The following is a 14,678-nucleotide window of genomic DNA, read 5'->3' on the forward strand; positions in this document are numbered from 1 at the left end:
CGCTTATCGCCGGGTGAGCGTCACTTTGCCATAGCTCGAGCGCATTTCCATCGCGACGGCCTGCATCAGTTCGCCCGCTGGCGCATAGGTGACGGTGAAGGGAAAGACCGTCTGGCGCCTCATCGCGCTGGCCGAGAAGCCCGCGATGCGCCGATACTGTCCCGAGCAGGTGACGCGGCCCGCGGGGTCCATGGCCTTGCCCGTCATCGCGAAGCCCGAGCGGCGCGCGCCGTCGAAAATCACCATGCGGAGCGTGCAGAGACCCGCGCGGGGCTGCGTGCGCAGCGCCGCGAAGAGCGCGGTGAGCGGATCGACGGTGCCGCGCTGGGTCGTGGGGTCGAGCCGGTCCTCCTCGGCCGCGAGGGTGCCGCCGGTGACGCGGGGGGTGCCGCCTGCATAGGCGAGGCGGGCCGAGGACTGGCGGCGCCCGGTGTCGATGTCCTCGGCGTAGCGGCGTGGCGAGAGCCGGCCCTCGCGTGCCGTGCCGGAGACTTCCGCCGAGAAGCGCGCCCGCGCGAGCGCCCCCACCGCGCCGGTCGAGCGGTAGGAGGAGGCGGCCGCGTAGCTGCCCCCGCCGACGCGTCCGGCGATGCGCATCTCGCCCAGCTTGATCCCGAGAAGCCGCAGGTCGTAGGTGGCCCGCGTCTCCTGCGCCTGCGCGGCGAGAGGGAGGAGGCAGAGGAGGAGGGCGAGGCGAAGGCGGATCGGCATGGGCGTGTCCCTTTCGGCGAAGTCTGGACATCGGCGCGCGCGCCGGGGCATGGTCCGCCCCGAGTCACGGACGGGGCGCGGGGACCATGGACATTGCACAACTGAGCGAGCGGATTGTCAAAGGGGATCGGCGCGCGCTGGCCCGTGCGATCACCCTTGTCGAGAGCCGCCGCGACGATCACCGCGAGGCGGCGGTGGAGCTGATGGACCGGCTGAAGGACACCGGCCGGCAGGCGATGCGCGTGGGACTGTCGGGCACGCCCGGTGTCGGCAAGTCGACTTTCATCGAGGGATTCGGGATGTTCCTGACCGCGCAGGAAAAGAAGGTCGCGGTGCTGGCCGTCGATCCGTCGAGCGCGCGGTCGGGCGGGTCGATCCTGGGCGACAAGACGCGGATGGAGCGGCTGAGCCGCGATCCGCGCGCCTTCATCCGCCCCTCGCCCAGCCAGAGCCAGCTTGGCGGCGTGGCGCGGCGCACGCGCGAGGCGGTCAGCCTGTGCGAGGCGGCGGGCTTCGACGTGGTGCTGATCGAGACGGTTGGCGTGGGCCAGTCCGAGACGATGGTGGCCGAGATGGCCGATCTCTTCGTGCTGCTGATGGCGCCCGCGGGGGGTGACGAGTTGCAGGGGGTGAAGCGCGGGATCATGGAGATCGCCGACATGATCGTCGTCAACAAGGCCGATGGCGACCTGAAGGCGGCGGCGCAGCGGACGCGCACCGATTACGCGGGCGCGCTGCGCCTGTTGCGCAAGCGGCCGCAGGACCCGGAGGGGTTTCCCAAGGCGATGACGGTCTCGGCGCTCGAGGAGGAAGGGTTCGCCGAGGTCTGGGCGGAGATGGAGGCGCTTGTCGACTGGCGGCGGGAGAAGGGGTTTTTCGACGCGCGCCGCGCCGAACAGGCGCGCCACTGGTTCCGCGAGGAGGTGCGCCACGCGCTTCTGGCGCAGCTCGAGACCGGAGACGCGAAGGCGCGGATGGAGCGGCTGGCGGACGCGGTGGCGCGGGGCGACATGGCCATCGCCGCCGCCGCGCGCGAGATGGTGGCGGGGCTTGGGGACGCCTGAGCGCGATGCACCCGCGTGCCGGGGGTGACAGGACGGGCCTTTCGCGCTAAGCGTTGGAGGATACGCCGAAGGGGGATGCGTCATGTATAGAGGGATCTGGAACGGCTCAGGCTGACAGGCCGTCACGGTCCGGCCCCGCGAATGTCGAACGCGGGAAGGATCGGTTTCCCGTTTTCTCTCCTGCAAGGCGCTTTCCATGTCTCCGATCTATCGTTTCTTCGAACAGCTTATCGACCCGTTCGCGCGGTTCCGCGAGGCCACGCCGCCCGGCGAGCTATGGGCCTATCTGCGCACGCAATACGGGCCGTTCCGCAAGTGGATGGTGGCGCTGGCCGCCTCGGGCGTCTTCGTGGCGCTGGTCGAAACCGGGCTTATCTTCTACTCGGGTCGGGTCATCGACCTGATCGGGGAGACCGGGCCCGAGACCTTCTGGAGCCGGCACGGGCTGGAGCTTCTGCTGGCCGCGCTGTTCATCCTGTTGCTGCGGCCGCTCTTCATCGTGGTCAACCACCTGCTGCTCGAGCAGATGCTGGCCTCGAACATGCAGGAGCAGGTGCGCTGGCGGGCGCACAAGCACCTTCTGGGGCAGTCCTCGGGGTTCTTCCAGAACGAGTTCGCCGGCAGGCTCACCAACCGGGTGATGCAGGTGGGCGAGGCGGTGGAGGACGGCACCTACATGGCCTTCGAGGGGATCTGGTACGCGCTGACCTACGTGCTGAGCGCGGCGGTGATCCTGGGCGGGGTGGACCCGATCCTGGCGCTGCCGCTGCTGGCCTGGGTGGTCCTCTACTCGGGCTACGTGCGCTATATCGCGCGGCGAGTGGGGATCGCGTCGGAAAAGTGGTCCGACGCGCGGTCGATGGTCACGGCGCGGATCGTGGATGCCTATGCCAATATCGAGACGATCAAGCTTTTCGCCCGCGACGGGGCCGAGGAGCGGTACGTGCTGTCGGCGATGCGGCGGCTGCGGCTTCGGTTCCAGCGGTTCCTGCGGCTCATGACCGAGCTGACGCTGGGGCTGAACCTGATCAACGGCGTGCTGATCCTCGGCGTTCTGGGTCCGGCGCTCTGGCTCTGGTCGCGGGGGCAGGTCACGGTGGGCGAGGTGTCGGCGGCGGCGGCGCTCACGATCCGGCTCAACGGGATGAGCGGGTGGATCATGTGGGTCGTCATCCGGCTCTTCGAGCATTCGGGGGTCATCCGCGAGGCGCTGCGCTCGATCTCGGTGCCGCATGCGGTGACGGATGCCGACGGGGCGCGGCCGCTCGAGGTGAGCCGGGCGGCGATCGCCTTCGAGGGCGTGACGCATCATTACGGCAAGGGACATGGCGGGCTTGACGACGTGACGCTTCGGATCGCGCCGGGCGAGAAGGTGGGCCTTGTCGGGCGGTCGGGCGCGGGCAAGTCGAGCCTCGTCAACCTGCTGCTGCGGTTCCGCGACGCCGAGGAGGGGCGGATCGAGATCGACGGGCAGGAGGTGCGCGAGGTCACGCAGGCCTCGCTCAGGCAGGCGATCGGGATGGTGAGCCAGGACAGCTCGCTGCTGCATCGCTCGATCCGGGCGAATATCCTGATCGGGCGGCCCGATGCCACCGAGGAGCAGATGATCGCGGCGGCGCGGCGGGCGGAGGCGCATGAGTTCATCATGGGGCTGAGCGACGCGCAGGGCCGAACCGGCTATGGCGCGCATGTGGGCGAACGGGGCGTGAAGCTCTCGGGCGGACAGCGCCAGCGGATCGCGATCGCGCGGGTGATCCTGAAGGATGCGCCGATCCTGGTGCTGGACGAGGCGACGAGCGCGCTTGACAGCGAGGTGGAGGCGGCGATTCAGGACACGCTTTTCGGGCTGATGGAGGGCAAGACGGTGATCGCCATCGCGCATCGCCTCAGCACCATCGCGCAGATGGACCGGATCGTGGTGCTCGACCGCGGCCGGATCGTCGAGGAAGGCACGCATGATGCGCTCTTGGCGCGCGAGGGGCTCTATGCGGGGCTCTGGTCGCGGCAGTCGGGGGGCTTTCTCGGCTCGGAGGCGGAGTGAGCACGCGGGCGCCGGGTTGCGGGTCGCGAAAAGCCTCGGGCCGGGTCTTGACGCCTCGGGCGATTCCGCCTAATGACCGGCAACGGATTTCGGGGTGCTGCCTTTGGCGGTGCCCGTTTCATTTACCGGCAGGCCATGGCCTGCATGGACCAGATACGAGGATGACCCCATGTCGCGCCGCTGCGAACTGACCGGAAAAGGCCCGATGGTTGGCAACAATTCCAGCCACGCCAACAACAAGACGAAGCGCCGGTACCTGCCGAACCTGAACGACGTGACGCTTCAGTCCGAAACGCTGAAGCGCGGGATCAAGCTGCGGATTTCGGCGCATGCGCTGCGCTCGGTCGATCACCGTGGCGGTCTGGACGGCTACCTCGCCAAGGCGAAGGACACGGAGCTGTCGGCGAACGCGCTGAAGGTGAAGAAAGAGATCGCGAAGGCGCAGGCCGCCGAGGCGTAAGCCCCTTTCGCCTGCACGAGTTTCGAGGCCTCGCCCCATCGGGCGGGGCCTTTCGCATTGGACGGGTGAGATGATCGGCGGCAACGTCAAAGAATGGTCACATTGCCTTGGTTGGTTTGAGCGATTCAACCACTGGGGGTATCGTGATACGATTCGGAAAACTCCGCGCCATCTGCGCGGCGGCACTTGTCCTTGGCCTTCCGGTCGCGGACGCGTCGGCATCGCCGGACGGGTTGCGAGACCAGCCTGGGGACCAAGGTGCAGGGCATGATCGTGGATGATCGGAACCGGGCGCGCGGCCTTCGAGGGCAAGAACAGGGCGCCGGGGGCCGATTGGGCCCTGCGCAAGGAGGGGTTCGTCGGCGAGGGGGAGGACGGGCGCAAGATCCTCCACAAGCTGCCCCCCGAGGCACCCGAGGTGAGCTGGCCCATGGGCGCGGCGCATGATCCCGAGGGCGGGATGCTCTGGGGCATCACGCTGGGCGGAGAGGGGTATCTCTACCGATACGACATCGCGAAGAACGAATGGTCGGCGCGAAGCATGCAGGGCTACGATGCGGGCGGGCTGATCTTCGATGCAGGCAGCGGGGTCTTGATCGCCACACCGGGGCCGCATCGCAGCAACAGCTATCTGAGGCTTGACAGTTCCGGGCAGGTTCTCTCCCGGCTGGACGTCAATACGGCGGCGTATGCCGGTCTTCACACCGTATACGATCCGGGCAATGGCCCGAAACCTCGGGTCGTCCCGATCATGGTCGAGGGCGATCTGCTGCTGGTAGAACTGGAGCCGTGGCCGAAGTTCAACCTCGATACGCGCGCCCGGTGGATCTACCGCGTCGATCTGCAGTCGGGGAAGGTGCGGCTCGTGCGGTAGGATCTCGGTTGCCGGCGCGTCACGCAGGCCGCGCCGTTTGGTAGGGGTGGCGGACAGATGGCCGAGCCTAAGCGCCGAGCACGCGATCCACCCAGGCGGGCACCACTTCGCTGGCCGGACCGTAGTGATGTTCGGCGAAATCGCGGGCGCCGCGGGAGGGTTCGAGGTTCAGTTCGACCGTGTGCGCCCCGAGGCGGCGGCAGTGCTGGGCATAGGCGGCGGCCGGGTAGACCTCGCCCGAGGTGCCGATGGAGGCGAAGATGTCGGCGCCGGCCAGCGCCTCGTCGATGCGTGCGCCCCAGTGGGGGATTTCGCCGAACCAGACCACGTCGGGCCGCGTCGCCGCGGCGCCGCAGGCGGGACAGGTGTCGGAGGCATGCATCTCGGGCGGTGCGGTCCAACGGTGATCGCAGGCCGCGCAGAGCGCCTGCCGGAGCGAGCCGTGCATGTGGAGGACATGATGGCTCCCCGCGCGTTCGTGCAGGTCATCGACATTCTGGGTGATGATGAGGACGTGCCCCAGATGCCATGTCTCGAGCCGGGCCAGCGCCTCGTGCGCGGCGTTGGGGCGTGCCGCGGCGGCCTGGATGCGGCGGGTGTTGTAGAAGCGATGGACGAGGTCGGGGTCGCGCGCGAACCCCTCGGGCGTGGCCACGTCCTCGAGCGCGTGATTGGCCCAGAGACCGTCTTCGTCGCGGAAGGTGCCGAGACCGCTTTCGGCGGAGATGCCCGCCCCGGTGAGAATGACGATATTGCGTGCCATGGGCCGAGCGTAGCCGATCGCGCGGGGGGCGCAACCGGGGACCTGCGGGCGCAAGCTGTTCTTCCGAATTTTCCGGGTGCCGACGCGGGGCAGTCGCGGGCGGAACCGGCGGAATGAGGGACTGAAGAGGTGCGCGTTCGGTCGCCGGGCCGGGAAACGCGTGACAGCGGGCGCGCGGCCCGGCAATAGGGAAGGGGGCGCCGGAGCGCGCCCGATGCCGAAACCGACCCTGAGGAGCAACCGCGATGAACCTTGCCCGTTTTCCCCGTGTCCGCCTGGCCCATCTGCCCACCCCGCTCGAGCCGCTGCCGCGCCTGTCGGAGGCGCTGGGCGGGCCCGAGATATGGATCAAGCGCGACGATTGCACCGGCCTTTCCACCGGGGGCAACAAGACACGGAAGCTCGAGTTCCTGATGGCCGAGGCGCAGGCGCAGGGCGCCGACATGGTGATCACGCAGGGCGCGACCCAGTCGAACCACGCGCGCCAGACCGCTGCCGCCGCCGCGAAGCTGGGTATGAAGTGCCATCTGCTGCTGGAGGATCGGACCGGGTTCAACCACGAGAATTACAAGCACAATGGCAACGTGCTGCTCGATCATCTCCACGGCGCCACGATGGAGCATCGCGGCCCCGACCTCGACATGAATGCCGAGATGGAGGCCGTGGCCGAGACGAAGCGCGCCGACGGGGCGAATGTCTATACCATCCCCGGTGGCGGGTCGAACGCCACGGGGGCGCTGGGCTATGTCAATTGCGCGTTCGAGATGCTGCACCAGTTCGTCGAGATGGGTCTCGACGTGGATCACATCGTCCATGCGACCGGAAGTGCCGGGACGCAGGCGGGGCTGATCACGGGCCTCAAGGCGATGAACGCGCAGATCCCGCTCCTGGGGATCGGGGTGCGCGCGCCGCAAGAGAAGCAGGAGGCCAACGTCTTCGCCCTGGCCCGGAAGACCGCCGAGAAGCTCGGCTGCCCCGATGTGGTGGCGCGCGAGGACGTGGTTGCCAACACCGACTACGTCGGGCCGGGATATGGCATTCCCGCCGAGGACACGCTCGAGGCGATCGACATCTTTGCCCGGACCGAGGCGATCCTGCTCGACCCGGTCTATTCGGGCAAGGGCGCCGCGGGGCTGATCGACCTGGTCCGCAAGGGGCGGTTCACGAAAGGCGAGCGGGTCGTCTTTCTGCATACCGGGGGCGCGATCGGGCTCACGGGGTACACGCATTGCTTCGACGTGCCGAAATGAGGCCGGTGGGCATCCTCGGGGGGATGGGGCCCGAGGCCACGATCCTGCTCATGCAGAAGGTGCTGCGCGCCGTGGAGGCGCGCGACGACGCCGATCACCTGCCGCTGATCGTGCACCAGAACCCGCAGGTGCCGAGCCGGATCGCCGCGCTGATCGACGGCAGCGGCGCGGATCCGGCGCCGGTGCTGGCCGGGATGGCGCGCGACCTGGCGCGGGCGGGGGCCGAGGCGCTCGCCATGCCGTGCAACACCGCGCATCACTACGCGGGCGCGGTGCGGGAGGCGAGCGACCTGCCGTTCCTCGACATGCTGGCGCTGACCACGGCGGCGCTGAGTGCGAAGGGGGTGCAGAGGGTGGGGATGCTCGCCTCGCCGGCGCTGCGGAAGGTGGGCGTCTGCGCGCCCTATTTCGAGAGCGCGGGGCTCCTGCCGATATGGGGCCGGGACGAGGACGAGATGCTGGCCATCATCCGCGCGGTGAAGGCGGGTGTGGAGCCGGGGGCGCTGGAGGCGCGGTTGAATGTGCTGGCGGCCGACGTGAAGCGGGACGGGGCGGATCACCTGCTGGTCGCGTGCACCGAGTTGTCGCTGCTGACCGGGGGGCTGGGACCGCGCGAGGGGTGGACCGACAGCCTCGATTGCTTGGTGACGGGGATCGTGGTGTTCGCGCGGGGTGGGGAGGAGTCTCCGACCTGATCGGGCGAGGGACGGGCCGGAAAGGGCCGAAAGCGGGCCTCGGGCCATGGCCTTGCGCGGCGACCTTCGAACGGCGGCTTTGTCTCGCAAAACAGATCTGCTCACACATGCTGCCCGCCGTTCACCTCGATCTCGGTGCCGGACACGTAGGAGCTCGCATCGGAGCAGAGGAAGTAGATCACGTCGGCCACCTCGGAGGGTTGGCCCAGGCGGCGGAGGGGCAGGCCCTCGACGATCTTGTCGGTGCCTTCGGAGAGGATCGAGGTCTCGACCTCGCCCGGGGCGATGGCGTTGACGCGCACGCCCAGGGGGCCGAAATCATGCGCCATCTCGCGGGTGAGGGCGGCGAGCGCGGCCTTGGACGTGGCGTAGGCCGCGCCCGCAAAGGGATGCACGCGGGCGCCCGCGATCGAGGTCACGTTGACCACCGCGCCGCGCGCCGCCGCCAATTCGTCCTTCAGTCCCCGCGCGAGCACCACGGAGGCGAAGAAGTTGACGTGAAAGACATGACCCCAGGTCGAAAGATCGGTGTCGAGCGTGTTGAGGCGCCCGCCATCCGGGCCCTTGGGCGAGATGCCCGCATTGTTGACAAGCGCGTGAAGCGGCGTGCCGCCGAGCCGCGCGCGGATGTCGTCCACCGCGTCGATGGTCGCCTGCGGATCGCTCAGGTCGAGCTGGATGTGGTTCTCCTCACCGCCGGGCCACGGACATTCGGGCGAGAAGGGCTGCCGCGAGCAGGTGAGCACGCGCCAGCCTTCGGCGGCGAACCTGCGCACCGTGGCATGGCCGATGCCCCGGCTTGCCCCGGTGAGGAGCAGGGTCTTGCGCGCTGTGGGGTCGGTCATCGCCGGCCTCAGCGGGTCGGGACGGGTTCGTCGCCGCGATAGTCGTAGAAGCCGCGCCCCGACTTGCGCCCGAGCCAGCCGGCCTCGACATATTTCGTCAGAAGCGGGCAGGGGCGATACTTGGTGTCGGCGAGCCCGTCATGCAGGACGTTCATGATGGCGAGGCAGGTGTCGAGGCCGATGAAATCGGCCAGCTCCAGCGGACCCATCGGATGATTGGTGCCAAGCTTCATCGCCTTGTCGATCGATGCCACGTTGCCCACGCCCTCGTAGAGCGTGTAGACGGCCTCGTTGATCATCGGCATGAGGATGCGGTTGACGATGAAGCCGGGAAAATCCTCGGCCGAGGCCGCGGTCTTGCCCAGCTTGCGCACCACTTCGTGACAGGCCTCGAAGGTTTCCTTGTCGGTGGCGATGCCGCGGATGAGTTCCACGAGGCTCATGACCGGAACCGGGTTCATGAAGTGGAACCCCATGAATTTCTCGGGCCGGTCCGTGCGGCTGGCAAGCCGGGTGATCGAGATGGAGGAGGTGTTCGAGGTGAGCACCGTGTGCGGTTCGAGATGGGGCACGAGATCCTCGAAGATCGCCTGCTTGAGCGTTTCCTTCTCGGTCGCGGCCTCGATCACCAGATCGGTCTTGCCCAGGTCGGCGAGGGTGAGCGTGGTCGAGATCCGCGAGATGGCCGCGTCACGGTCCTCGTCGCTGACCTTTCCGCGGCTGACCTGGCGGTCCATGTTGCCGCGGATCGTCTCCATCGCGCGGTCGAGCGCCTCTTGGCTGATATCGGTCATGAGCACGTCATAGCCCGCAAGCGCCATGACGTGGGCGATGCCGTTGCCCATCTGGCCCGCGCCGACCACGCCGATTTTCCGGATCTCCATACTGCCGCGCTCCGTCCGTTGAGGTTCGGGTGCAGGATAGGCGCGTGGGGGGAGGGGCCGCAAGGGGCGGCGTTCGCGAAATATCGAGACGAATTCGCACATTAGCTTTTTCTCAAGGGAATCGCCCGATTCTCGGTGCCGGGTGAAAAAATGGTGGGTGATATGGCCTATGAACGCATTGGGGATGCGTCCCTTGATTACGTGCCGTGCCGTTATGGCGCGTCGAAACTCCTGTTCAGGGGCCCGCGCCGGTCGCTGAGCGGGGCCTATGCCGTCTTCCTGGGCGGGACCGAGACCTATGGCAAGTTCATCGCGCGGCCCTACCCGGCCCTGGTCGAGGCGCGCACGGGGTTGAAATGCGTGAATTTCGGCTGGCCCAATGCCGGCGTGGACGTGTTTCTCAACGATGCGGACGTGCTGGCGGCCGCAAGCGGCAGCGCGGTCACGGTGCTCCAGGTGCCGCCCGCACCGAACATGTCGAACCGGTTCTACCGCGTGCATCCGCGCCGCAACGACCGATTCCTCGAGGCGTCGGCCATGTTGCGCGCGATCTACGGCGAGGTCGATTTCACCGAGTTCCATTTCACGCGGCACATGCTGGGCCGCCTCCACGATCTCTCGCCCGAGCGTTTCGCGCTGGTCCGCGAGGAGTTGCAGGCGGCGTGGCGGGCGCGGATGCGGCTTCTGGTCGATCACATCGCCGCGCCGGTCGTCCTTCTGTGGATGTCGCGGCACCCGATGCGGGGTGCGGCGGACGTGCCCGACATCGCCGAGGATCCCGCGCTCGTCACGCGCGAGATGGTCGGGGAGATCGCGCCGCTGGTCCACGCGACCATCGACGCGACCACGAGCGCGGCGGCGCGGGAGGCCGGAACGGCGGGGATGGTGTTCTCGGAGTTCGAGGCGCCGGCTGCGGCGGAATTGCCAAACCCCGCTGCCCACGTGGAGGTGGCTGACAAGCTTGTCGCGCCGTTGACCGGGATCGTGGCGCCGGAATAAGCGGGGTGAGGCGGCGTCCGTCTCTTACGGGGCGAAACGCGGGTCGTTCATGCCCTGCACGCCGGGTTGCGGCATTCCGTGTTTCCTGTCCTTCTCGAAACGCGTTACCCGTGGGTCATGGCGCCCGTGCCGATGCGGCGATGGGGAGTCGGGCGAGGAGGGTATCATGGACGAATTTCAGACCTTCTTCATGCCGTATTGGGTCACGCTTTTGCGCGAGGACTGTGCCGGGGAGGGGGCGGAGACCGCCTGGCCGCCGCCGGCCGTCGAGGGTGTGCCCGCGTTCTTGGAAATGGAGACGATCCGGGCTGTCCGGTCGGTCAGCGCCGGGCTGGCCCTCGTCGCTCTCCTGCTGTGGCTGTGGAAGGTTCGCCCGCTGTTTTTCGCGCTCGCGCTCGGGATGCAGACGGTTCTCCTTGTCGGTGTTCTGGTCTGGGCCGTGTCGGTTTTCGCGGTCGATGGCGGTGTCGGATTCGCGGAGGGCATGACACCGGCCCTGCTCCTGTGGCTCATCGACTACGGCGCCTTCTTCGTCGGCGGCATCTTGTGCGCGCTCTTTTCGGGAGTGATCGCCCTTGCGAGCGACGAGCGGCGCCTGCACGGGTGGGCGTTGTCGTTCAACGCGGCGGTGAGCGCCGTGTTGACCGGGGGGTGGTGGGCGCTGGGCCACGCGATGGAACATTGCGCGTGGTAGGCAGAGCGCGCCGGTGAGGCGGCCTGAAAACATGAAAAAGCCCCGCGCGGAGGCGGGGCTTTCCAGAAGTGTTTCGGTGTCGACCGGTGTTCAGAGTTTCTCGGTCAGTTCCGGCACGGCGTCGAAGAGGTCGGCCACGAGGCCGTAATCGGCCACCTGGAAGATCGGTGCCTCCTCGTCCTTGTTGATCGCGACGATGACTTTCGAATCCTTCATCCCCGCGAGGTGCTGGATCGCGCCCGAGATGCCGACGGCGATGTAGAGGTCGGGTGCGACGACCTTGCCGGTCTGGCCCACCTGCCAGTCGTTCGGGGCGTAGCCCGAGTCGACCGCCGCACGCGAGGCACCCACGGCGGCGCCGAGCTTGTCCGCGAGCTTCTCGATCAGCTCGAAATTCTCCTCGGAGCCGACACCGCGCCCGCCTGAGACCACGACGCCCGCCGAGGTGAGGTCGGGGCGGTCGGATTCGGCGACCTTGTCCTCGACCCATTCGGAAAGGCCGGGGTTCTCGGCGGCCGAGATGGTCTCGACCGAGGCCGAACCGCCTTCGCCCGCCGCGTCGAAGGTCGACGTGCGGATCGAGACGACCTTCTTGGCGTCCGAGGACTTGACCGTCTGCACGGCGTTGCCGGCGTAGATCGGGCGCTCGAAGGTGGAGCCGTCGACGACGCCCGAGACATCGGAGATGACCATCGCGTCAAGCAGTGCCGCCACGCGGGGCAGGACGTTCTTGGCGTCGGTGGTGGCGGGCGCGACGATGTGCTCGTAATCGTCCGCGAGGCTCACGATGAGCGCGGCGGTGGGTTCCGCGAGGCGGTGGCCCAGCGAGGGATCCTCGGCCACGAGAACCTTGGCCACGCCGTCGATCCTGGCCGCGGATTCGCCCGCGGCGGCGGCCGAGGCCCCGGCGCAGAGCACGGTCACGTCGCCGAGCTTGGTGGCGGCGGTCACGGCCTTGGCGGTCGCGTCCATGTTGAGTTCACCATCGGTGACTTCGGCAAGAAGAAGAACAGCCATCAGACGACCCCTTTTTCCTTGAGTTTCGAGACAAGCTCATCGACGGAGCCCACGATCTCGCCGGCCTTGCGCGCCTCGGGCTCGTCGGTCTTGACGATCTCGAGCCGGGGGGAGACGTCGACGCCGTAATCCTCGGCGGTCTTCTCCTCGAGGGGTTTCTTCTTGGCCTTCATGATGTTGGGCAGCGAGGCATAGCGCGGCTCGTTGAGGCGCAAGTCGACGGTGATGATCGCGGGCATCTTGACGCTGATCGTCTGGAGACCGCCGTCCACTTCGCGCGTGACCTTGGCGGTGTCGCCGTCGATCTCGAGGCCCGAGGCGAAAGTGCCCTGGGACCAGCCGAGGAGCGCCGAGAGCATCTGGCCCGTGGCGTTCATGTCGTTGTCGATGGCCTGCTTGCCGGCGATGACGAGGCCGGGGCTTTCCTCCTCGACGATCTTGGCGAGGATCTTGGCCACGGCGAGGGGCTCGATATCGGTGTGCACGTCATCGGCGGCCACCACGAGGATCGCGCGGTCGGCGCCCATGGCGAGCGCGGTGCGCAGCGTTTCCTGGGCCTGCTTGACACCGATGGAAACCGCGATGACCTCCTCGGCCTTGCCGGCCTCCTTGAGGCGGATGGCCTCTTCGACGGCGATCTCGTCGAATGGGTTCATCGACATTTTCACGTTGGCGAGATCGACCCCCGATCCGTCCGCCTTGACGCGGACTTTCACGTTGTAGTCGATCACGCGTTTGACGGGCACGAGCACCTTCATTGGCATGATCTCCTCAATTTGCCGCCGCGTGTCCGTCGAGTCGGACGCGCGGCCTCCGGCGTGGTTCTACAGGGTCAGCCCCCAGCGCAACAGTGTAAAATCGTCACGTTTGCGGAGCCTGACGTCGTGTTGCGGCGCATATGGGAAACGCCGGCCCGGAAAATCGCGATTCCCGAGGTCGAGTCCCGCGAAATTCCGGCGCCCCGCGTTCAGAGATTGGCGCCGGGTTGCCAGAGCACGTCGGCGCGGCCATTGTCGTTGGCCACGCGCGAGGCCACGAAGAACCAGTCCGACAGGCGGTTGAGATAGCGGACCGCCGCCGGGTTCACCTCTTCCATCGTGGCGAGCTCGACTGCCATGCGCTCGGCCCGGCGCGAAACCGTGCGGCAGAGATGGAGCGCCGCCGCGAGGCGCGAGCCCCCCGGGAGGACGAAGCTGCGCAGCGGTTCGATATCCTTGTTCATCCTGTCGATCTCGGATTCGAGTCGCGCGACCTGTCCATCGCTCACCCGGAGCGGGGTATATTCGGCCTCGGCATCGCGGGCCATGTCGGGGCGGCAGAGATCGGCGCCGAGATCGAAGAGGTCGTTCTGGATGCGGCCCAGCGCCTCGTGCATGTCGTCCGTGGCCTCGAGCCTCGCGAGGCCCACGGTGGCGTTGGTTTCGTCGACCGTGCCGTAGGCGGTGACGCGCATCGAGTGCTTGGCCACACGCGCGCCGTTGCCGAGCGCGGTCTCGCCGGCGTCGCCGGTCTTGGTGTAGATCTTGTTCAGAACGACCATGTCAGTTTCCCCCCGAGCGAAGCCAGACGAATGCGATGATGAGGATGACGGCCACGAACTGCGCGCCGATGCGCCAGCGCATGATGCGGTTGGCATGCTTGCGGTTGAACTCGCCCCCGCGTCCGAACGTCCCGATGCCGAAGATCAGGATCCCGGCGACGCCGAGGCAGGCGATGGCCACCACCCAGAAGAGGGGATCATCGGCCATGGAGCGCTCCTTTCGTGGTCCGTGCGGTTGTCGTCGCTCATGTAGTCCGGGCGGGGCGAAAAGCGAAAGGGAAAAGTGCCCGCGCGCGCGGATCGCCGCGTCAGTCGCCGGCGAAGGCGCAGAGCGCATCGACCCGCAGGCCCATCCGTTCGAGCCGCGCGCGCCCGCCGAGATCGAGCAGGTCGATCACGAAGGAGCAGGCCGCAACCTCGCCGCCCAGCCGCTCGATGAGGCGCACGGCCGCCGCCGCGGTGCCGCCGGTGGCGAGAAGGTCGTCGACCACGAGGACGCGCGCGCCGGGCTCGATCGCGTCGTCGTGGAGTTCGAGCGCGGCCTCGCCGTATTCGAGCGTGTAGGGTTCCGAGATCGTGGCGCCGGGCAGCTTTCCCGCCTTGCGCGCCGTGACGAAGCCGGCGCCGAGCCGGTCGGCCAGCGCACCGCCCAGGATGAAGCCCCGCGCCTCGAGCCCCGCGACCGCGTCGATGGACAAGGGGCGTGCGGCGTCGGTCATGGCGTCGATCGTGCGCCGCAGCCCGTCCGCGTCGGCGAAGAGCGTGGTCACGTCGCGGAACATGATGCCGGGGCGTGGGAAGTCGGGGATCGTGCGGATGAGGAGCTTGATGTCGGACATGC

Annotated in this window: 17 protein-coding genes; 8 read left to right on the top strand and 9 right to left on the bottom strand. The window is 68.0% G+C overall.

Going from position 1 to position 14,678, the window contains the following annotated elements:
* Positions 1–3: 3 nt before the first annotated feature.
* Entirely contained in the window at positions 4–711 is a 708-nt protein-coding gene (locus K1T73_RS05415) for a DUF3108 domain-containing protein (RefSeq protein ID WP_220602951.1), read from the bottom strand.
* An 86-nt stretch (positions 712–797) separates the two neighbouring features.
* Between K1T73_RS05415 and meaB the strand changes: the two genes are divergently transcribed.
* From meaB to K1T73_RS05435, 4 genes are all read left to right on the top strand, one after another.
* Positions 798–1,775, top strand: coding sequence for a methylmalonyl Co-A mutase-associated GTPase MeaB (gene meaB / locus K1T73_RS05420; protein ID WP_220602952.1), 978 nt, complete (start codon positions 798–800; stop codon positions 1,773–1,775).
* A 196-nt stretch (positions 1,776–1,971) separates the two neighbouring features.
* Positions 1,972–3,816 (top strand): ABC transporter ATP-binding protein, encoded by a 1,845-nt coding sequence (locus tag K1T73_RS05425; protein ID WP_409077729.1) that lies wholly within the window; start codon positions 1,972–1,974, stop codon positions 3,814–3,816.
* A gap of 169 nt (positions 3,817–3,985) precedes the next feature.
* On the top strand, positions 3,986–4,276 hold the full coding sequence (gene rpmB, locus K1T73_RS05430) for a 50S ribosomal protein L28 (RefSeq protein ID WP_220602953.1): 291 nt from the start codon (positions 3,986–3,988) through the stop codon (positions 4,274–4,276).
* Positions 4,277–4,553: 277 nt separating this feature from the next.
* A complete protein-coding gene (locus tag K1T73_RS05435; RefSeq protein ID WP_220602954.1) occupies positions 4,554–5,150 on the top strand; it encodes a hypothetical protein in 597 nt (198 codons plus the stop codon).
* Positions 5,151–5,217: 67 nt separating this feature from the next.
* Here K1T73_RS05435 and K1T73_RS05440 read toward each other — a convergent pair whose 3' ends face one another.
* Entirely contained in the window at positions 5,218–5,913 is a 696-nt protein-coding gene (locus tag K1T73_RS05440; protein ID WP_220602955.1) for an NAD-dependent deacylase, read from the bottom strand.
* Positions 5,914–6,158: 245 nt separating this feature from the next.
* Between K1T73_RS05440 and K1T73_RS05445 the strand changes: the two genes are divergently transcribed.
* Together K1T73_RS05445 and K1T73_RS05450 are read left to right on the top strand one after the other, a co-directional pair.
* The gene (locus K1T73_RS05445; RefSeq protein ID WP_220602956.1) at positions 6,159–7,163 is read left to right on the top strand and encodes a D-cysteine desulfhydrase; all 1,005 of its coding nucleotides are present in this window, start codon (positions 6,159–6,161) and stop codon (positions 7,161–7,163) included.
* Positions 7,160–7,858 carry an aspartate/glutamate racemase family protein gene (locus K1T73_RS05450; RefSeq protein WP_220602957.1) on the top strand — a complete coding sequence of 233 codons (699 nt, stop codon included), beginning with the start codon at positions 7,160–7,162 and terminating at the stop codon, positions 7,856–7,858. Before K1T73_RS05445 ends, K1T73_RS05450 begins: the two co-directional genes overlap by 4 nt.
* Positions 7,859–7,959: 101 nt before the next feature.
* Here the strand turns inward: K1T73_RS05450 and K1T73_RS05455 are convergent, their stop codons facing one another.
* Both K1T73_RS05455 and K1T73_RS05460 read right to left on the bottom strand, forming a co-directional pair.
* Entirely contained in the window at positions 7,960–8,703 is a 744-nt protein-coding gene (locus K1T73_RS05455) for an SDR family NAD(P)-dependent oxidoreductase (protein ID WP_220602958.1), read from the bottom strand.
* Between the two features lie 8 nt (positions 8,704–8,711).
* A complete protein-coding gene (locus K1T73_RS05460) occupies positions 8,712–9,587 on the bottom strand; it encodes a 3-hydroxybutyryl-CoA dehydrogenase (protein WP_220602959.1) in 876 nt (291 codons plus the stop codon).
* A gap of 162 nt (positions 9,588–9,749) precedes the next feature.
* Here K1T73_RS05460 and K1T73_RS05465 point away from each other — a divergent pair, with 162 nt between their 5' ends.
* Complete coding sequence (locus K1T73_RS05465) at positions 9,750–10,586, top strand: DUF6473 family protein (RefSeq protein ID WP_220602960.1); 837 nt, start codon at positions 9,750–9,752, stop codon at positions 10,584–10,586.
* A gap of 166 nt (positions 10,587–10,752) precedes the next feature.
* On the top strand, positions 10,753–11,280 hold the full coding sequence (locus K1T73_RS05470) for a hypothetical protein (protein ID WP_220602961.1): 528 nt from the start codon (positions 10,753–10,755) through the stop codon (positions 11,278–11,280).
* A gap of 90 nt (positions 11,281–11,370) precedes the next feature.
* Here the strand turns inward: K1T73_RS05470 and K1T73_RS05475 are convergent, their stop codons facing one another.
* The 5 genes from K1T73_RS05475 to K1T73_RS05495 form a co-directional block, all read right to left on the bottom strand.
* Entirely contained in the window at positions 11,371–12,297 is a 927-nt protein-coding gene (locus K1T73_RS05475; RefSeq protein WP_220602962.1) for an electron transfer flavoprotein subunit alpha/FixB family protein, read from the bottom strand.
* Positions 12,297–13,055 (bottom strand): electron transfer flavoprotein subunit beta/FixA family protein, encoded by a 759-nt coding sequence (locus K1T73_RS05480; RefSeq protein ID WP_220602963.1) that lies wholly within the window; start codon positions 13,053–13,055, stop codon positions 12,297–12,299. The genes K1T73_RS05475 and K1T73_RS05480 overlap by 1 nt, the downstream gene beginning before the upstream one ends.
* Before the next feature lie 209 nt (positions 13,056–13,264).
* Positions 13,265–13,837 carry a cob(I)yrinic acid a,c-diamide adenosyltransferase gene (locus tag K1T73_RS05485; RefSeq protein WP_220602964.1) on the bottom strand — a complete coding sequence of 191 codons (573 nt, stop codon included), beginning with the start codon at positions 13,835–13,837 and terminating at the stop codon, positions 13,265–13,267.
* Between the two features lies 1 nt (position 13,838).
* Complete coding sequence (locus K1T73_RS05490) at positions 13,839–14,045, bottom strand: twin transmembrane helix small protein (RefSeq protein ID WP_220602965.1); 207 nt, start codon at positions 14,043–14,045, stop codon at positions 13,839–13,841.
* Positions 14,046–14,145: 100 nt separating this feature from the next.
* Complete coding sequence (locus K1T73_RS05495) at positions 14,146–14,676, bottom strand: adenine phosphoribosyltransferase (RefSeq protein ID WP_220602966.1); 531 nt, start codon at positions 14,674–14,676, stop codon at positions 14,146–14,148.
* Between the last annotated feature and the right edge of the window lie 2 nt (positions 14,677–14,678).

This window comes from Roseovarius sp. SCSIO 43702, assembly GCF_019599045.1.
Classification (GTDB): Bacteria; Pseudomonadota; Alphaproteobacteria; order Rhodobacterales; family Rhodobacteraceae; genus Roseovarius.